Genomic DNA, 18077 nt, shown 5'->3' on the forward strand with positions numbered 1-18077 from the left:
CTGGAGTGCGATTTCTCAAGGGCTCATCTATGCGGCAGACCGCGGAGTTCGTGTCGCCAATGCCAGCTTCCTTGGATTGACTGACAGTTCGAGCACCCGCAGCGCCGCGCAATACATGAAGGATAAAGGTGGGCTGGTTATCGTGAGTGGCGGAAATACCGGGGTGCTCCAGAATTATGCAGTAACGACATCGATGGTAGCTGTAGCCGCTACAGATTCGAACGACTTCCGAGCCAGTTGGTCGAGCTACGGAAACTACATCTCCCTTGCCGCGCCTGGCGCTGGGATATGGACGACGACTATGGGGGGCGGTTATGGCGCGCCTTCCGGCACGTCGTTCTCCAGCCCGGTAACAGCTGGCGTGGTGGCACTCATGATGGCGGCCAAACCGGCATTACCCAATACCCAGATCGAGAGCCTGCTGTATTCCACGGCGGTGGACCTGGGTACGGCCGGGCGCGATCCCTATTATGGCTATGGACGGGTCGATGCTGCACGCGCGGTGCAGGCGGCGGCTTCAGCAGTGATCGCCGGCGACACACAGGCACCTGCGGTTTCCATTACTTCCCCTGCTGGCGGATCAAGCGTGACGGGCCTGGTTGGAGTGAATGTGACAGCTACCGATAATGTCGGGGTGACGCGGGTGGAGCTGAGAGCAAACAGCACGACGGTGGCGGTTGATACCTCGGCGCCGTTCACCTTCATCTGGGATTCGACGGGTGTGACCAACGGCATGGTAAGCCTGGTCGCTTATGCGTTCGACGCAGCCGGCAATTCCAAGGCTTCGACTGCCGTATCGGTGAACGTGGCAAACGGAACGACCACGGTGATCAAGGATGCCACTGCTCCGCGGGTGAAGATAATCAATCCGGTGGCAGGCAATGTCTCGGGCAACAACGTTCCAATCAGCGTGAATGCGAGCGACGATAGCGGCGCCTCGGGAATCACCCATATGCTCTACATCGACGGTGCGCTCAAGGCTACCGGAAAGGGAAGTACGCTGGGTTACAACTGGAATATACGCAACGTTGTGGCAGGCGCACATACTGTCCAGGTAGTCACCAAGGATGCAGCGGGAAATAGCGCATCCTCATCCGTCAACGTGATGGTAGTCAAGTAGCGGGAGCCGGTAGACCGTTCTTCTGGCTTGGCAAAGCCGGGCCAAAGGAAGGAAGGGAAGGAGGCCCGGCTTTGTTTTTGTTTCCCGGAGTGACGCGGTGGCTTACCGACGCAAGCAGCTTGCTTTGAGGACGGCTAATCCAACTTTAGCCGTCACCGGCGGGCTGCTTCATAAAGCGGCATGACGACTGGCAGCAGCGACTCGATCTGCTGCACGCGGGTGGAATCAGCAGGGTGACTGCTCAGAAACTCCGGCAGTTGTCCTCCCGCATTGGCATTGATCATTTTTTGCCACAGTGTGACCCCGGCTCGGGGATTGTAACCAGCACGAGCCGACAATTCGAGCCCGATGCGATCCGCCTCGGCCTCATCCGTGCGGCTGAAGTGGGTGGCTATGAACGCCTGATAGCCGATGCCGGCGAGCTGGGCGGTAGTCTGGCTGAGACCGAACACTGCGGTTCCCACTCCCAGTGCCGTTTGCGCCGCAATAGCCTGCGACACCTGCTCGCGCGAGTGCTCGCGCAGGGCGTGGGCAATTTCATGCCCCATCACCACGGCGATTTCTTCATCTGTTAATTTGAGCTGATTGATCAGCCCGGAATAAAACATGATTTTTCCGCCAGGCATGCAAAAAGCATTAAGCTCATCGCTGTCGATCACATTGACTTCCCAGTTCCACCCGGGAGCGTCCTTTCGGAATATGCCTGTTTGCGGTTCGATGCGACGAGCGATAGCGCGCACTCGTTCCAGCAGTTTTTCATTGGTATTCAGGGCGCCTTTTTGGGTCGCTTCTGTTTTCAGCTGGGTATAGCCTTGCGCTGCCGTTTGCTCCAGCTGTTCCGAGGATATGAGCAAAAGCTGGGAACGGTTTGCGCCAACCGCACCGCCTGCCGTGGTGGTGGCGCAACCGGAAAGCATTGCCAGCCAGGCACTGATCGATAGCGCGATGAGGAGCCTGAAGGTGGACAGGATGGACATAATTTCTCCCAATAAAAGATAAACTGGATAAGACAGCCCGCGGCGCCCATTCCTTGGCGGTTCGAGCGCAATTCAACCTGCAATTCAGTCATTACCGGCGAACAAAAGCCAGACCGAGGGCAGCAAGGCCGAACAATGCAAGTGTTCCGGGCTCGGGAACCGTGTTGGGACGGTAGTGGAGCGCCTCCACGGCATCCAGCGTATAGGCTCCTGGAAAGCCTAGGGCGATGGTACCCGCGGTAGTGATTTTGAGGTAGCTGAACGCATCCAGCTGGAGGTCTGCAATGTCTACATCGGCAGTGCAAGGCTGCTGAAGAGAACATCTAAAATACGACAAATCCCCGGCGGAGAGAAAGGCGTTCATGAAGTGTGTCCCATCCGCGCTTATTTCCACGTTGACCCCGTCCCGGAAGCTGAACGTGTCGTACAACCGCAGATCCGCGCCGGGCCCATCCACCACCTCACCGTCGCTGAAGCGCAAAGTTATGGATCCGGATGTTTCGGCTGTGCTACCCAGTCCGAACACCGCTCCATCCAGGGCCGTTACTGCACGGGCATCAAATTCGCCTTCTCCCACCAGACCTGTATAAGCGCCGTCGCTGGTGTCCTCCACACCGGAGCCGCTGTCTCCGGGGGTAAAGCTGACTACCGTGTCTGCAAAAGGGAGGGCGTGCAAAGCCGGGGCCGCCAGCCACAGCGCGATCGCAAATCCAAGCGAGAAAAAAGTTTTAGGTGCGGACGTGTTCACGATGTTAACAGCGTTATTGAATTATCTCTGCCTTCTCCAGTATCACATTTTCTACTGGCACATCCTGATGACCGCTGCGTGTGCCCGTTTTAACTTTTTTGATCTTGTCCACTACATCCATGCCTTCTACCACCTTCCCGAACACGCAGTAGCCATAGCCTTGCGCTGTGGGCGATTTATAGTTCAGAAAATCGTTATCCTTGACATTGATGAAAAATTGACCGGTTGCTGAATGTGGATCAGAGGTGCGCGCCATGGCAATCGTGTATTTATCGTTCTTGAGACCATTGCCTGCTTCATTTGCAATCGGGGCGCGAGTCTTTTTCTGGATCATACCCGGTTCGAAACCGCCCCCCTGAATCATGAACTCGTCAATCACGCGGTGAAATATCGTGTTGTCGTAATACCCGCTATTTACATAGTCTATAAAATTCTGGGCAGTTACCGGCGCTTTTTCCCGATCGAGTTCGAGCGTGATGTCACCGTAATTTGTGTGCAGTTTGATCATGTCAGTCCCTGTTTTGTGGGTGAATGGGGGAGGTAAGAGAGGGGTTTGCAATAAGTTTCATTTCCTCAATTACTACGGTTTCCTTTGGCACATCGGCTGGAAATGGCCCGCCAGAACCGGTGGGGGCAGCAGCAATCCTGTTGACAACGTCCATTCCCTCAATGACCTTACCGAATACGGTATAGCCATAACCGCGCGGGGTAGGCGAGGTGTGATCAAGAAATGTATTATTGGCCACATTGATAAAAAACTGTGCGGTGGCTGAGTGAGGGTCCATGGTGCGCGCCATTGCAATCGTTCCAATCTCATTCCTGAGGCCGTTGGCCGCCTCATTCTCAACAGGAGGCCTGGCAGGTTTCTGCTTGAAAGACTTGTCGAATCCGCCGCCCTGGATCATGAATCCCGGGATAACACGGTGGAATATGGTGCCGGTGTAGTGCCCATCCTTCACATAGCGTAAAAAATTGTCGACGGTTTTTGAGGCCTTGTCGGGGTAGAGCTCCAGTACTACTTTACCGAGACTGGTTTTTATTTCAACTTGCGGGTAGCTTGCCGGGGAATTTGCGGCAAGGGCGGTGAAGCTGAAAGAGAGCGCGAAGGCTGAAAAAACTTTGAAAATATGCATTGGCTGCAGTAATAAGAGTGGAAAAATTATCGATTATGTACCCGTCGACTCCTGCTCGACCTATCCTCGAGTGACATGTGTGTGAAGAAAGGGCAGGCAGTCATGACTTCCTGATTATGCCGCACTTTCGTAAATGATTTTCCAGGATCCGCTTTTATCTTCTTTCATCCAGTACTGGCGTTTCTTGATTTTATTGGAAAGATCATTGCTGGAATGTTCTTCATCAAAATTGATTACCGCCAGATCGTCCCTTCCGGGGTAAAGAAAGATGCCCACATTGCTGATGCCGACTTTGGCCTGGTTTTTTTCCGCACCTGCCTGCCGTTTGTCTTGCATCCATTCCGTCAGCTTCTGCTCGCCACTGGAAAAGTCGTTTCCATAAATGGCGACGTAATCATCCATATTTCCGCTTTCCCAGCTCCGCCGCCATCTCTCTAGGTGCTGGGCCAGTTTCCTGCGCAACGCGGCGGCATCGTGAGGTTTGACCCACTCCATCTGATCGCTGATGATGACGGATGTGATGCCGACCTGAAGCGTTGACGCCAATGCACTCAGGTCATCGTTTGCAAGTACTACGCAGCCATCGCTCGCTCGGGGCGGACGGCTGTAGGTATCCGGAGGAGTGCCGTGCAGCCAGATGCCATAACCGCTGCGTCCGTGCTTTTTGTCCCATTCGTTCGGATAGTTGATGGGGAACGCCATGCCTCCATAAAAATCCGAAAGCCTTTGACGCGGCAGGTTGTCAGTAACGAAATAGACGCCTATGGGTGTTTTTTTATCTCCCTCCTTCAGCTTTTGCGAACCGTTCTTGCCTGTGCTGATGTAGTAATCCGCCAGATAGCGCGGGCTTCCATCGACATTCTTGTAGAGATATAGCCGCGATCTGCCGGTGTCGGCAATGATTGCGTATTTCTGCTCAGGCGGCATTTGCAGCAGATACTTGGGCGTCATGTCGACCGGTATCGGCGCCAGATGGCGTTGAAGCCGCGCTCTTGCCTCGTCGCGTAAATCGTCGATAGGCTGCTGTATTGCCATCCCTGTTTCGCCAATGGTGTGGATGGGGCGGGCGCGCGCCAGCAGCAGGTCACCTTTGATTAGATGAGCAAGCCGGAAATTAGGGTTGGTCTTGAGCAGCTGCTCGATTCCGTTTAATGCGGAATCCATGCGGCTCTCGGAGATTTCCTGGAGACTCTTGACGAGCATCGATTCCGGTCCGGTCATGGAGGCAGTGGATAGGCCCGAGGCTTCCTCGGCCAGCGCGGCGGTAATCCAGAGCGAAAGCGCTGCTGCAGTTATTCCGGCAAGCGTGGTTATCAGCCGCCGGGTGCATCCGGCACGCGGGGTTTGCACATTCATCTCCCGGGGCGCTCCTGCCGTATCTGCCACTTCCCATCGGTTTTAACCATTTCAAGTGTTTTGGACGAATCGTGTTTGAATGCGTCGGAGTGATAGAGCTGCCTGAAGCTTACCTTCGCGCGTGTGGGATTGATTAAAGTTACCTTGGGGTGAGTGATTTCCACCTGGATGGATTTTGGCTTGATGATGCGGTCACGCCGCGTTCTTTCCCATGTTGTGCGTTTGACGCCACGAGGGGTTTGAAAGTCACTCGCGTAGAATGCGAAGTATGCCGTCACATTCTTGTCGGACCATGCCTTGGCCCACGCATTGACAGTTTTGATGATATCGTCGGATTCATCCGGAACACCGGATTTCTTTTCCGGTGGATGTGTTTCAACCGCTGCTATCTTTCCCGGTGCTGATTTTTCCGCCTTTTCAGTTTTTTTTTCCGCTAATTTTTGCGGCGCCTTGCCAGGCGCGGCGTGGACGGAAGCAAGCGGCGTTGCGGGAGCAGTAGACGTGGCAGCAGAGGGCGCCGCAGGAGCAACGGATCGGGTGGGAGATGACGGAGTGGGAGATGGCATTGCGGCGGCAGCGGAGCGGGCCGGAGATGGAGTGGCGGCTGAAGCAGGCGGCGCCGGCGCAGTAGTGGCCGCGGATGCAGTTCTTATCGCGCCAGATTTGCCGATGAATAAATCCTTGATCATCGCAAGCTTGGTCTGGGCCGCCGCGTTGCTCTGGTCCAGTTGCAAGGCCTTGCCGTAGGCCTGGCTGGCCAGTTTTGCATAGATATCGCCCAGGTTCTCGTGCGCGATGGAGTAGCTGGGGTGGGTGCGTATGGCTGCCTCCAGCGCCCCCCTCGCCTTTTCATACATGCCCTGGCTGGCATAGAGTACCGCCAGGTTATTATACGGCTCGGGCAGATTGGGGTAGTCCTCCGATAGTGAAGAAAAGACCTTGATCGCATCAGGAATTTTCTGCTGCTCGGTCAGTATCAACCCCTTCTGAAACCGCATTTGTGGCTCCTGGGGCTTGAGGGCGAGGTACGCGTTTGCCTGTTCCAGTGCCTTGTCCAGGTTGCCCTGCTGGTATAGTTTGGCCACCTCGTCGTTTTCATCAGCAAACGCAACCGGACAAGCAGCGAACAGCACGACCAAGGCAATGCGCGCACCTGCCCGGCGAAAATCCAGCGTTTTCATTGTGCTATACTTCTCCGTCCTGTAAGTAGTGCCCTCAGCGTCCGCAAGATTCTACCAAGAAGCCTGTTCAATTCAAAATCTCCCCCAGATGCTTAAAATTCATAATTCTCTTACTAGAGAAAAACAGGAGTTTATCCCGCTAACGCCAGGCAAGGTCAAAATATATGTATGCGGAATGACCGTCTACGATTACTGCCATCTCGGCCATGCACGCGTGATGGTGGTATTCGATATGGTGCAGCGCTGGTTTCACGCCAACCTTTTTGATGTAACTTATGTACGTAATATTACCGATATTGATGACAAAATTATCAGGCGTGCGCAGGAAAATAACGAATCTATTGAAGCGCTGACCACGCGTTTTATCCAGGCAATGGAGGAGGATGCCGCAGCACTTGGGGTGGAGCCGCCTTCATGGGAGCCGCGTGCCACTCGCCATGTGGAAGACATGATTGCCATGATCCGGGTTCTGGTGGATAAAAAGCTGGCGTATCCCGCTTCCAATGGCGACGTATATTATGCGGTTCACCGGTTTCCGGGTTATGGAAAGCTTTCCGGGAAATCCCTTGATGAGCTGCGGGCAGGCGAACGGGTAATTGTCGATCCGCATAAAAACGACCCCTTGGATTTCGTGCTGTGGAAAGCGGCAAAGCCCGGCGAACCCCGGTGGGATTCACCGTGGGGACCGGGGCGGCCGGGCTGGCATATCGAATGCTCGGCCATGGGCGAGCATTATCTGGGGGAGCACTTCGACATTCATGGCGGTGGCCAGGATTTGCAGTTTCCCCACCACGAAAATGAAATTGCACAAAGCGAGGGGGCGCACGGGCATCCTTTTGTCAACTACTGGATGCATAATGGTTTCGTGCGAGTCAATGACGAGAAGATGTCCAAGTCGCTCGGCAACTTTTTTACCGTACGCGAAATCCTCCTCCACTTTCAGCCGGAGGTGGTACGTTTTCTTATTCTCCGCGCTCATTACCGCAGCCCGCTCAACTATTCGGATATGCAACTGGAAGACGCCGGACGAGCTCTCGATCGACTATATACCGCGCTCAAGGGAAGTGGAGCCCACGACGAAGTCGAAATAGACTGGGATAACCCATATGCATCGCGTTTCCGGGAAGCGATGAACGATGACTTCAACACGCCGGATGCTCTTGCCGTACTTTTCGACCTCGCTACCGAAGTCAATAAAACCCGACTACCCAGGGATATCGCCTTGATGAAAGCCCTGGGCGGGGTGCTGGGATTGCTCCAGCAGGATCCCCGGCAATATTTCCAGCAAGCGGGTTCCACGGAAGATTCCGCATTTGCACCTGAAAAGGTGGAGCAGTTGATTCAACAGCGGCTGGTTGCGCGCGCCAACAAGGATTACCGGGAGGCGGATCGCATTCGCCAGGAATTGATGGAGGCTAACATCATTCTGGAAGACGGGCCTCATGGCACTACCTGGCGGAGGGCAACGAGTCTATCCACTCTCTGAGTACTCCATGGATCGACGGGATGGCAGTCCTGGCTCTCCCTATTTGCCGGGTCAAATTTGCCGGGTGAAATCCTCCACATCGGCTATCCTTTCCAATATAAGTATAAATATGAAGGAGAAGCGAAATGGATCTGTGTGTAAAAAGACTGGAATTTTCCGATGACAGTACGATAGGTGAGCTGTCAGTCGATGGACGGTTCGAGTGCTACACACTGGAAGACAAGGTGAGGCCTGTGAAGATCAAGGGCAAGACTGCGATTCCCGCGGGGCAATATGAGGTTGTCATAAATTTTTCCCAGAGGTTTCAAAAACCCCTTCCGCTTCTTTTGAACGTGCCAAATTTTGAAGGCGTCAGGATACATCCCGGCAATATACCGGCGAATACAGAAGGGTGCATATTGGTGGGTGAAACCAAAGGTGTCGACTGCATCGGACAAAGCAGAGTTGCTTTCGCTCGCCTGTTTGAGAAAATGAAAACCGCAGCCGAGACCCAGAAAATATTCATTGAAATCGAGTAGGGGGAGCAGTGCGGCAGGCGGCAGCAATGCTCTACGCATCAATCCAACGATGTTGAGTCCCTTGAAACGAAGTGTCTTGCGCTTTACCCTCTTCTCCGTTGCGTTGATCGGTCTATCCTTTTTCGCATCCGACACGGTTCTCGCGCAAAAAGAAGCGCCGCCCTTTCAGCACGAAAAAAACCATGCTCTTCCCTCCGGTAAAAAGGTAGAGGTGATTTTTCGTGAGCGCAAGTGTAAAAGCGGTGAGTGCCGTGAAACCGACGGTGGCACATGGGGAATGGATAGCGGTGTACCGCGGTTCGTGACTGAAGCTTTTCTTGTTTTCATCGACGGACAGCGGTTCCACATCCCGGAGAAATTCTATAGGGATCTTACCAATACCCGTTCGCTGCATGTCTCTGAGCAGAATGGCCACGTGGTTATCGAACTGAAGGGAGGCGACGCGGCAGGAGCCTATACGGCACATTTCCGGCTGGGGGGCATGTGCGGATTCGAGCGAAAAATCTGTGGTGAGATATGCAGTGAAATCTGGGAACATAGCACGTGGTACAACGCGTTTGCGTATGACTGGGACCCTCGATGTGAGGGCGGAATCGAATAGTTGAGCAGTTAAGCTTTTAATCCCCTTTCATCGCTGCCGCTTCTGCCGTGTATTGTTCCGTCTATCATGCTGTGTATCGTCATTCCAGCCATAGCTGAACTTTTCAACTATAAATCAAGTAGAGTGAGGGCTCAGTGGGATTGGGGGGCGTGCAGTCATTCGTGGCTTACCATGAGTTCGTTGTGATTTTTGAACTGGATTGAAAGGTGCGGGAGAAGACGAGCCACAGCCAATTCGGCGGTTTATATAATGCCGACTCTCTCGTTCATGGCCGAATTCCGGTACTTGGAAGGGGGAAGTGTGGAGTCGATATTTCAGGCGTTATCACGGGCATTTCGTGATTTGTTTCAGTTTCAGGTGTTATGGATCATCGTCTGGCCTATTCTCGCAGCAAGTCTGCTGTGGGTGGTTCTGGGCGTGGCCTTCTGGGGGACCTTCTCCGGCTGGATAGCCGAGGCGCTGACGGCGATCGGTATCCAGACCTGGCTTGAAGGCGTTGAACCGAGATGGATCGCCTATGGAATCCAGGCGATCGCACATCTGATCCTGTTTGTGCCGCTGGTTTTTGTGACCGCACTCGTGATTACTGCCCTGTTCGCGATGCCTGCCTTGATCGGCCTGGTCGCGCGTCGCGACTATCCGTTGCTCAAGCGCAAAAAAGGCGGGACGCTCGCCGGCAGTCTGCTCAATGCGGGGATTGCTCTTGCCATTTTCATTGCCATCTGGCTGGTTACCCTTCCATTATGGCTGGCGGGTGCAGGCGTGGTTATCCCGTTTATTGCTGCCGCCTATCTGAACCAGCGCCTGTTTCGCTATGATGCACTGGCGGAACATGCCACCCAGGAAGAAATGCGAGCTATATTTTCCAGGGACCGGTCTCTGTTGTGGGGATTGGGGCTGCTCGCAGGTCTGGTGCAATTCGTGCCGATTTTAAACCTGTTTGCCGCTGTGCTGGCAGGGCTGGCCTTCATTCATTTTTGCCTGGCCCGCCTGTCGGAACTGCGCCACGAGTTGCCCGAGTTGCCCCACGAGTTGCCGCTATGAGTCAAATCCGTCATGTCCGGAAGATCCGCGCTCCGGCAGCAAAAATTTTACGGGTGAATATGTGGATATTCGTTTATAACGCTTTTTGAGTTGGGGTTATTTATTTATTGTCTCGTTATTGCTGCATATCAAAATACTAAAATGCGGTTTTCGGAGTTCGATCAGACGCAGTCGAACCTGTGATAACCGGCTGACAAGGAGAGATCAATGCAAGCCTACGTTCTTTATTTCATTGCCCTGGTAATAATGTCCGTGATCGGGACAACCTCCGGCGCTTTTGCCCAGAATGGACAAAGCAGCGAGATCGGAGAGCCTGCCGGAGACCACGCAACTCGTCGTCAGGAAGGATCGGGTGAGCGAATGGACGCTGATTACGGAGCTCCCCGCCTGCTGAATCTCGGTTCGCATACGTTTCCCGTCAGTACCGGCAACCAGTTGGCGCAGCATTATATGAATCAGGGCCTGAATCTCTCCTATGCTTTCAATCATGCGGAAGCGGGACGTGCATTCAGGGAAGCGGCGCGGCTGGATCCTGCTCTCGCAATGGCTTACTGGGGGCAGGCGCTCGTGCTCGGACCCAATATCAACGCGCCCATGGAGGCAAAAAACGAAGCGTTGGCGCTGGAACTGATCAGAAGGGCCGCTTCTCTCGGTTCAAGCGCGTCTGACAGGGAGCGTGCGTTGATCGGGGCTTTGGAAAAGCGGTACACCGGCAATCCCGAAGATAGAAAGGCCAACGACAAGGCCTATGCAAATGCTATGCGAGAGGTGCATCGGCGTTTTCGCGGTGATCAGGATATCGCGATGCTTTTTGTAGAATCGGTAATGGATACCAGTCCGTGGGGTTACTGGATGCGCGATGACTATCCGATGGAAGGGACAAAGGAAATCGTCGCAGTTACCGAGAATGTGCTGCAAGGCAATCCCCGGCATCCCGGCGCGACACACATGTATATCCACCTCATGGAACCGACCAACATGCCGGAGCGAGCCGAGCGGGCAGCTGATACGCTGCTAACACTGATGCCCGACGCCGGTCACCTGATACATATGCCGTCGCACATTTACCTGCGCGTGGGCCGCTACGAAGATGCCATAAATGCCAATCAGCGTGCAATCGCGGCCGATGTGAGATATCTCGTCCGGCAGCATGAGCATGGCTTTTATGCGATGGCCTATTTTCCCCACAATATTCACTTCCTCTGGGCTGTTGCCACTGCCGATGGCCAAAGCGAATTGGCGATCGAATCGGCAAGAGAGGTCGCGAGCACCATCGACGACGCAGTTTTGAAAGAAATGCCCATGACCGGAATATTCCGGGTGGTACCTTATTGGGCGCTTACAAGGTTTGGCAAGTGGGACGAAATGCTTCAGGAACCGGAGCCTCCCTCAAGCAATGCATTTCTGAAAGGCGGATGGCACTATGCACGGGGCCTTGCCTTTGTCGCCAAGCGGCAGCTGCCCCAGGCTGAGCAGGAGCTGGCTGCTTTACGGGGGATCATGAAGGATGACTCGCTCGATGGGAGACTTCTTTCCGTCAATACAGCGCGCTCGGTTTTGAGCATCGGTCCCGCGGTCCTCGCCGGCGAGATTGCCGCTGCGCGCGGACAGTTCGATTCCGCCATTGCGTATCTGGAGCAGGCGGTTCGTCTCGAGGATTCACTGGCTTACACCGAGCCGCCGGAATGGCAAGCGCCCCCGCGGTTGACGCTGGGGGCCCTGTTGATCGAAGCAGGACATCCCGCCGAAGCCGAGACAGTATACTGGGAAGACCTGCGGCGCAATCGCAACAATGGATGGGCGCTTTATGGCTTGTTGCAGGCTCTGCGGGCGCAGGGCAAAAACGAGGGGGCGGCGTTGATTGAAGAGCGTTTCAATAAGGCGTGGGTACGGGCGGACGTGAAACTCAGCGCCTCCCGCTTCGGGTGTGTTTTTTCGCCTATGACAGTGGCGGGGCAATAGCGATAGCAAGCAATATCGGCTGATTCATCACAAAACAGGCCCTGAAGCCGGATTTAATCCAGATCGTACCTTCCCGGTATGGGGGTCTACTACAGACTGGATTTTAGCGCTCCTATGGAAGCCACCGCGAACAGCATGAAAGATTCCTTCGGTGCAGAGCCCTTGATATGCACCATCGGACATTCAACTCATCCTCTTGAAGAATTCGTCAATCTGTTGAAAAAAAACGAAGTTACACACCTGCTCGATGTACGAACCGTACCGCGTTCGCGGCATAATCCCCAGTTCAACAAGGAAACCCTGCCGGACTCTCTGCGAGCAACGGGTATCAAGTACACTCATTTACCTGGCCTGGGCGGGCTTCGGCGTGCGCGCAAGGACTCGATCAATGAGGGCTGGCGCAATGCATCCTTCCGTGGCTATGCGGACTATATGCAAACTCAGGAATTTGTGGAAAATGTGAACCAGGTTATCGAGCTCGCTGCGCATGACTGTTGCGCATTGATGTGCGCCGAGGCCGTTCCCTGGCGATGCCATCGTTCATTGATTGCGGACGCGCTTGTCGTCCGTGGCATGCGGGTGGAAGACATCATCGATAACCACGGACGAAAACCGCATTCACTGACTCCATGGGCGCAGACGGATGGCCTGAAAATTTTTTATCCTGCGCAACAGGGGCGGCTGATATAAACGATGATTGGATTGTTACCTTTTAAAAGGGGGTAATGAAATATGAACATATGTTTTACCCGATTGATGGTGCTGCTCGGTTTTGCGATGCTGATCGTGCAGCCCGCTGCGGCATCTGACGATAATCCGTGGGGAAAGCCAGGGCCTCAGAAAACCCAGACAAAACAGCGCGGGAAGGAAAGCGGCGAACCAAAGCCCTGGGAAGTGCGTCCGTGGAGCGCCAACCCGTTGGAGACGAAACCCTTACAGCCGGATCCAAGAGAATCGCGCCCATGGGAAGAGGCTTCGGAGGAGGTTAGACCGAAAGATGCCACGGGAGAGGAAAGATCTGTGGAGAGCAGGCGTCGGGCGGGCAGGAAGGCGCGAAAGGAGCGGGCCGAGAAAAGCCATGAAAGCAAGCAGCGATTGAGCAGCTATGAGGAACGCTCCAGGCAGCGCCAGGAGAGATGGCGGAAGCTCCAGATGCAAAGCGAACTGTATCAGGCCGGTCGTGCAAGATAACTTCTGGAGCACTGAAAAATGCAGCATGCTGCATACTATGCTCAGTTACCGATTCCGATTTCCGGGTTTCGGGCCGCTGTCTGATGGAAGGCCTTTCCAGGGCAACCGATGGTTTTTCTCCTGATCAGTAAAAGCAGGCAGATAAAGACCATTCTCCGGTATACTTCAGAAAATAATGCAAGACTACCTGCTGATCATTACTGCTGCTGCGATTCTGCTTGTCACCATGGCCTATCTGGTGATCAGGCTCGGCATGCTCTCGACCATGGTGCGCGAACTGCTGGGGCAGCAGGCAAGGCTGATGGAAGACAAGCATCGCGACATGCTCAAGGATTTGCATGAAGGACTGTCAAACCAGGGCAACCGGCTTTCCGAAGTCCTGGGCAGGAATTCCGATCAACTGCGGGGAACGGTGGAAGCGCGGCTGGACCAGATCAGTGGTCGGGTGGCGGAACGTCTCGACGAAGGGTTCAGGAAAACCAACGAGACTTTCACCAGCGTCATGACGCGGCTTGCGACAATCGATGAAGCCCAGAAAAAGATCGACAGCCTGACCACCAATATGGTGAGCCTGCAGGAACTCCTGGGCGACAAACGCTCGCGCGGTGCATTTGGCGAAGTGCAACTGGAGGCGCTGGTTCGCAACATCCTGCCGCCCTCTGCGTACGAAATGCAGCATACGCTTTCCAACGGCGGCCGCGCCGATTGCGTGCTGAAGCTGCCGCCTCCAACGGGAATGGTCGCGGTCGATTCAAAATTTCCGCTGGAAAATTTTCATCGCATGTTCGATCGTCATACGGATGAAACGAGTCGTGCCCTGGCCCAGAAGCAGTTCAAGGCAGACGTGAAAAAACATGTGGATGATATTGCCGGAAAATATATCCTGCCGCCCGAAACCTGCGACGGGGCGGTGATGTTCGTACCGGCAGAGGCTGTTTTCGCCGAAATCCATGCCTATCATTCGGACATAGTCGATTACGCCATGCAGAAGCAGGTGTGGATAGTTTCGCCTACCACCCTGATGGCGGTACTGAATACCGCGCGCGCCGTGCTCAAGGATATCGAAACCCGCGAGCAGGTACACATCATCAAGAACGAACTGTCCAGGCTGGGCAAGGATTTTGCACGCTTTGACGAGCGTATGAAAAAACTTGCAGACCATATCCGTCAGGCCAATCAGGACGTGGAAGAGGTGCATGTTTCAAGCCGGAAGATAAGCCAACGTTTTGCCCGCATAGAGGCCGTGGATCTCGAGCCGCCTCAACTGGAAATGGAAACGTCAGTGATGGAACCGACGGACGAAGAAACTTCCAGATAAGTCCCGGCGGGCATCACATGCAGGAGGATACATCCAGAATCCCCCATGCTCTCGAACATCAAAACCTGGTATCGCCGCCGTATCATCGAGAATCAATCCGTCCCCGATGATATCTGGCAGAACGCGATAACACACCTGCGATTCCTGCGCGCGCTCGAAGCGGCTGAACTCGAGCGCTTGCGGGAATGCGTCATACTGTTTCTTCACGTCAAGCAAGTCAGCGGTGCCCACGGACTGGTGATCACCGACGAAATGCGCGTACTGATCGCTGCACAGGCGTGCATTCTGATCCTGAATCTCGATCTCGATTATTACGATGGCTGGGTAGAAATCATCGTTTATCCGGGTGAATTTATTCGCGATTACGAATATGTGGATGAGGACGGCATCGCGCATCATGCAGTGGAGCCTGCATCCGGCGAATCCTGGCTGGGTGGACCGGTGATTCTCTCCTGGGAAGATACGGTGGCTGCTATGGCAGGAACCGGGATCAGCCAGGGATACAATGTTGTCATACACGAATTTGCCCACAAGCTGGATATGCTGAATGGGGAGGCCAACGGGTTTCCTCCCATACATCCGGATATGAGCCAGCAGGCATGGAGTGAAGCGTTCAGTAAAGCTTATGCGGATTTTTGCAGGAGTATCGACGAGGGGGAGATGATGGAAATCGACCCTTATGCGGCCGAGAGTCCGGCAGAGTTCTTCGCGGTGATCAGCGAAGCTTTTTTCGAAATGCCTCTCTCTGTCAGAATACATTTCCCGGCAGTATATGAGCAGCTCGCGCTGTTTTATCGTCAGGACCCCGCACAGCGATGGAGTGAACAGTGAACGAATATTTCATCAGTGGCGACATTGGCGGAACCAAGACCTTGCTGCAAGCGGCAGAACTGAAAGACGGCAATATCCGGGTACGCTGCGAACGACGCTATGAGAGCTCGGCCTATTCGAGTTTTTCAGACATGCTCCGGGATTTTATGAATGAAGTCTCCACGCTCGATATTGATGGCAATCCTGTGAGCGCCTGTTTCGCGGTAGCGGGGCCGATTGCCAGACAGGAAGTAGCACTCACAAATTTGCCGTGGGTGATGAACTCCGCGGCGCTCTCCCCGGAATTTTCCATTCCCAAAGTCAAACTCATCAATGACTTTGCAGCCGTGGCATCGGGTGTGGGTATCCTGCAGGAAAACGACCTGATGACGTTGCAGGCCGGCCAATGTCATGCCGGCCGGATGCGAGTCGTGCTGGGTGCGGGTACCGGGATGGGAGTGGCATGGCTCGCCTGGCAAGATGGAGACTATTCATCGTTGCCGAGCGAAGCTGGACATATTGATTTTGCACCGGCGAATGAGTTGCAGGACCGGTTGTTGCATCATCTGCGAAAACGCCTGGGCCATGTATCGGTCGAGCGGATACTCTCCGGTCCGGGGCTGACAAATGTTTTTCGTTTTCTGCAGGAAGAATCGGATGACAGCCGCGAACGGATACCGATGCAGCTGGAAGAAGATGATGCCGCTCTTATATCCGATCTCGCCTTCAACCAGAAGCACCCGCTAGCAGTGAAAGCAATGGATTTATTTGTCGAGGTTTACGGGGCCTATGCCGGCGATCTGGCCCTGGCGGGCCTGTGCCGGGGTGGCGTGTATGTGGCGGGAGGGATTGCGCCAAAAATTATCGACAAATTGAGAGAAGGCACTTTCATGAAAGCATTTTGCAACAAAGGACGCTTTTCCGGGCTGATGGAGGAAATTCCGGTACATGTGGTGATGAATCCAAAAGTCGGATTGCTTGGGGCTGCGGAAGAAGCCCGAAGAATGCTGGATGAGGTGTAAAAACATCGCGAAAACAGTTGGGAGCCTGGATTTCTGATCTGGATCTGTCAAACGGGTCCAGGCATTGTGCCTGTTTGTCACAAGACCAGATCCGATTGCTGATCGATTGAATGAGATTGGATGAGTAAGCATGAGCAAGGCATTTACCAGGGAAATCGAGCCTGACGACCTTGACGAAGAAGGCAACGGGGATGCTCTGCCGTCATTACCTTCCGGCGCCAAAAATTACATCACTCCGGAGGGGCATAAGCGGCTGATGGATGAGTTTTTGTGGCTGATGAACAGGGAACGTCCTCAGGTAACCGCAACGGTTTCCTGGGCGGCCGCAAACGGCGACCGTTCGGAGAACGCGGATTATATCTATGGCAAAAAGCGCCTGCGCGAAATCGACCGGCGCATTCGTTTTCTCACCAGACGACTGGATATGGCGGAAATCATCGATCCATCCACGCCCCGGGAAGATGAAACGCGGATATTTTTTGGTGCCACCGTTACCTATGTCAATGAGAAAGGCGAGGAGAAAACGGTTTCCATCGTCGGTGTGAATGAGATCGATACCACCAGGGGCTACATAAGCTGGGTTTCGCCGCTGGCGCGGACATTGATCAAAGCGCGCGAAGGTGATGTAGTGACATTACATGCGCCCGGGGGAACGGAAGAACTGGAGATTCTGGAAGTCAGGTACCAGGCAATTCCCATGGAACCCTTCGGGATGGGTTCGGGAACGGGGAGGGCGATGGCGGGCTCCGCCGATAACTCCACTCCTCAATGAAGTTTATTACCTCTCGCGATAATCCCACTTTCAAAGAACTGGTTAAATTGCAGGAATCATCCCGGCAACGGCGAATTGCGGGACTGACACTCCTTGACGGCATTCATCTGGTTGAAGCTTATTTTGCGCTGGGAGAGCCAGAAAAGCTGGTCGTGAGCGAGACCGGGTGTGAAAACCCGGAAATCAGATTCCTGCTGGAAAAAGTAACAAAAGTGACAGAAGGCGTCCCCACGCGGGAAGCGATAGTGATGGTTTTACCGGACGCGTTGTTCCGCGAAGTTTCCACAGTAAAGACTGCAACCGGCCTCATGGCTGTGGTACCGATTCCTTCTCCTGAAGCCATTCCCATGCAAAAGAGAGGGCAGGCAGAAAGCTTCTGTGCATTGCTTGAAGCCATACAAGACCCTGGCAACGTCGGCTCCATACTGCGTTCCGCCGCCGCGGCTGGTGCGAGCGACGTGTATCTTTCCAACGGCTGTGCCGACGCCTGGTCGCCGAAGACGCTTCGTGCCGCCATGGGCGCTCATTTCCTTGTTCGAATACACGAACGTGCCAACTTGGCAGAAGTTGCGCGGGCGTTCAGAGGCAAGGTAATTGCAAGCATACTGGGTGCGAAAAAAAGTCTTTACCAGATGCGATTGACCGGTCCGGTAGCCTTCGTGTTCGGGAATGAGGGTGCGGGTTTGAGCGATGAGTTGCTTCAGGTCGCCCATGAACGGATTACTATCCCCATGCCGGGGGATGCAGAATCACTGAATGCGGCGGCTGCGGCAGCAGTTTGTTTTTTTGAGAGGGTGAGGCAGACGGAAGCGGGAAGCGCATAAGTATCCGCTTTTTA

19 protein-coding genes are annotated in these 18077 nt (G+C 54.3%); 13 read left to right on the forward strand and 6 right to left on the reverse strand.

The window, feature by feature from the left end; genetic code table 11:
- The coding region (locus AC52W5_RS05280) for an Ig-like domain-containing protein (protein WP_495670237.1) at positions 1-1120 on the forward strand (1120 nt) is incomplete at its 5' end.
- Between the two features lie 152 nt (positions 1121-1272).
- Here AC52W5_RS05280 and AC52W5_RS05285 read toward each other — a convergent pair.
- From AC52W5_RS05285 to AC52W5_RS05310, 6 genes are all read right to left on the reverse strand, one after another.
- Positions 1273-2097, reverse strand: coding sequence for a M48 family metallopeptidase (locus AC52W5_RS05285; RefSeq protein ID WP_074972931.1), 825 nt, complete (start codon positions 2095-2097; stop codon positions 1273-1275).
- 91 nt (positions 2098-2188) lie between these two features.
- Complete coding sequence (locus tag AC52W5_RS05290) at positions 2189-2845, reverse strand: PEP-CTERM sorting domain-containing protein (protein WP_495670238.1); 657 nt, start codon at positions 2843-2845, stop codon at positions 2189-2191.
- 13 nt (positions 2846-2858) lie between these two features.
- Positions 2859-3353, reverse strand: a complete 495-nt coding sequence (locus AC52W5_RS05295; RefSeq protein WP_495670239.1) for a peptidylprolyl isomerase — start codon at positions 3351-3353, stop codon at positions 2859-2861.
- A gap of 1 nt (position 3354) precedes the next feature.
- Positions 3355-3978, reverse strand: coding sequence for a peptidylprolyl isomerase (locus AC52W5_RS05300; protein WP_495670240.1), 624 nt, complete (start codon positions 3976-3978; stop codon positions 3355-3357).
- Between the two features lie 114 nt (positions 3979-4092).
- Entirely contained in the window at positions 4093-5334 is a 1242-nt protein-coding gene (locus AC52W5_RS05305; RefSeq protein ID WP_495670241.1) for a L,D-transpeptidase family protein, read from the reverse strand.
- Entirely contained in the window at positions 5331-6515 is a 1185-nt protein-coding gene (locus tag AC52W5_RS05310) for a L,D-transpeptidase Cds6 family protein (protein ID WP_495670242.1), read from the reverse strand. Before AC52W5_RS05310 ends, AC52W5_RS05305 begins: the two co-directional genes overlap by 4 nt.
- 88 nt (positions 6516-6603) lie before the next feature.
- Here AC52W5_RS05310 and cysS point away from each other — a divergent pair, with 88 nt between their 5' ends.
- From cysS to AC52W5_RS05370, 12 genes are all read left to right on the forward strand, one after another.
- The gene (gene cysS / locus AC52W5_RS05315) at positions 6604-8001 is read left to right on the forward strand and encodes a cysteine--tRNA ligase (protein ID WP_074972920.1); all 1398 of its coding nucleotides are present in this window, start codon (positions 6604-6606) and stop codon (positions 7999-8001) included.
- Positions 8002-8126: 125 nt separating this feature from the next.
- The gene (locus tag AC52W5_RS05320; RefSeq protein ID WP_074972918.1) at positions 8127-8519 is read left to right on the forward strand and encodes a DUF5675 family protein; all 393 of its coding nucleotides are present in this window, start codon (positions 8127-8129) and stop codon (positions 8517-8519) included.
- Positions 8506-9120, forward strand: coding sequence for a hypothetical protein (locus AC52W5_RS05325; RefSeq protein ID WP_495670243.1), 615 nt, complete (start codon positions 8506-8508; stop codon positions 9118-9120). The genes AC52W5_RS05320 and AC52W5_RS05325 overlap by 14 nt, the downstream gene beginning before the upstream one ends.
- A 249-nt stretch (positions 9121-9369) precedes the next feature.
- Complete coding sequence (locus AC52W5_RS05330; protein WP_495670244.1) at positions 9370-10164, forward strand: EI24 domain-containing protein; 795 nt, start codon at positions 9370-9372, stop codon at positions 10162-10164.
- Between the two features lie 207 nt (positions 10165-10371).
- The gene (locus tag AC52W5_RS05335; RefSeq protein WP_495670245.1) at positions 10372-12126 is read left to right on the forward strand and encodes a tetratricopeptide repeat protein; all 1755 of its coding nucleotides are present in this window, start codon (positions 10372-10374) and stop codon (positions 12124-12126) included.
- 135 nt (positions 12127-12261) lie between these two features.
- A complete protein-coding gene (locus AC52W5_RS05340; RefSeq protein ID WP_495670246.1) occupies positions 12262-12816 on the forward strand; it encodes a DUF488 domain-containing protein in 555 nt (184 codons plus the stop codon).
- A gap of 42 nt (positions 12817-12858) precedes the next feature.
- Complete coding sequence (locus tag AC52W5_RS05345; RefSeq protein WP_143104267.1) at positions 12859-13317, forward strand: hypothetical protein; 459 nt, start codon at positions 12859-12861, stop codon at positions 13315-13317.
- A gap of 175 nt (positions 13318-13492) precedes the next feature.
- Positions 13493-14635 (forward strand): DNA recombination protein RmuC, encoded by a 1143-nt coding sequence (locus AC52W5_RS05350; RefSeq protein WP_074972908.1) that lies wholly within the window; start codon positions 13493-13495, stop codon positions 14633-14635.
- Positions 14636-14680: 45 nt separating this feature from the next.
- A complete protein-coding gene (locus AC52W5_RS05355) occupies positions 14681-15466 on the forward strand; it encodes a M90 family metallopeptidase (RefSeq protein ID WP_074972905.1) in 786 nt (261 codons plus the stop codon).
- On the forward strand, positions 15463-16467 hold the full coding sequence (locus tag AC52W5_RS05360; protein ID WP_495670247.1) for a glucokinase: 1005 nt from the start codon (positions 15463-15465) through the stop codon (positions 16465-16467). The genes AC52W5_RS05355 and AC52W5_RS05360 overlap by 4 nt, the downstream gene beginning before the upstream one ends.
- A 130-nt stretch (positions 16468-16597) precedes the next feature.
- The gene (gene greB, locus AC52W5_RS05365) at positions 16598-17239 is read left to right on the forward strand and encodes a transcription elongation factor GreB (protein ID WP_495670248.1); all 642 of its coding nucleotides are present in this window, start codon (positions 16598-16600) and stop codon (positions 17237-17239) included.
- Complete coding sequence (locus AC52W5_RS05370) at positions 17236-18063, forward strand: TrmH family RNA methyltransferase (protein WP_074972898.1); 828 nt, start codon at positions 17236-17238, stop codon at positions 18061-18063. The genes greB and AC52W5_RS05370 overlap by 4 nt, the downstream gene beginning before the upstream one ends.
- Positions 18064-18077 lie beyond the last annotated feature (14 nt).

Source organism: Nitrosospira sp. CT, assembly GCF_059489795.1.

What these genes read in the sequence shown, in the direction of transcription:
- AC52W5_RS05285 (WP_074972931.1), bottom strand. Translation starts at nt 2,097, where the DNA reads ATGTCCATCCTGTCCACCTTCAGGCTCCTCATCGCGCTATCGATCAGT.
- AC52W5_RS05295 (WP_495670239.1), bottom strand. Translation starts at nt 3,353, where the DNA reads ATGATCAAACTGCACACAAATTACGGTGACATCACGCTCGAACTCGAT.
- AC52W5_RS05300 (WP_495670240.1), bottom strand. Translation starts at nt 3,978, where the DNA reads ATGCATATTTTCAAAGTTTTTTCAGCCTTCGCGCTCTCTTTCAGCTTC.
- AC52W5_RS05305 (WP_495670241.1), bottom strand. Translation starts at nt 5,334, where the DNA reads ATGAATGTGCAAACCCCGCGTGCCGGATGCACCCGGCGGCTGATAACC.
- AC52W5_RS05310 (WP_495670242.1), bottom strand. Translation starts at nt 6,515, where the DNA reads ATGAAAACGCTGGATTTTCGCCGGGCAGGTGCGCGCATTGCCTTGGTC.
- cysS (WP_074972920.1), top strand. Translation starts at nt 6,604, where the DNA reads ATGCTTAAAATTCATAATTCTCTTACTAGAGAAAAACAGGAGTTTATC.
- AC52W5_RS05320 (WP_074972918.1), top strand. Translation starts at nt 8,127, where the DNA reads ATGGATCTGTGTGTAAAAAGACTGGAATTTTCCGATGACAGTACGATA.
- AC52W5_RS05330 (WP_495670244.1), top strand. Translation starts at nt 9,370, where the DNA reads ATGCCGACTCTCTCGTTCATGGCCGAATTCCGGTACTTGGAAGGGGGA.
- AC52W5_RS05335 (WP_495670245.1), top strand. Translation starts at nt 10,372, where the DNA reads ATGCAAGCCTACGTTCTTTATTTCATTGCCCTGGTAATAATGTCCGTG.
- AC52W5_RS05340 (WP_495670246.1), top strand. Translation starts at nt 12,262, where the DNA reads ATGAAAGATTCCTTCGGTGCAGAGCCCTTGATATGCACCATCGGACAT.
- AC52W5_RS05345 (WP_143104267.1), top strand. Translation starts at nt 12,859, where the DNA reads ATGAACATATGTTTTACCCGATTGATGGTGCTGCTCGGTTTTGCGATG.
- AC52W5_RS05350 (WP_074972908.1), top strand. Translation starts at nt 13,493, where the DNA reads ATGCAAGACTACCTGCTGATCATTACTGCTGCTGCGATTCTGCTTGTC.
- AC52W5_RS05355 (WP_074972905.1), top strand. Translation starts at nt 14,681, where the DNA reads ATGCTCTCGAACATCAAAACCTGGTATCGCCGCCGTATCATCGAGAAT.
- greB (WP_495670248.1), top strand. Translation starts at nt 16,598, where the DNA reads ATGAGCAAGGCATTTACCAGGGAAATCGAGCCTGACGACCTTGACGAA.
- AC52W5_RS05370 (WP_074972898.1), top strand. Translation starts at nt 17,236, where the DNA reads ATGAAGTTTATTACCTCTCGCGATAATCCCACTTTCAAAGAACTGGTT.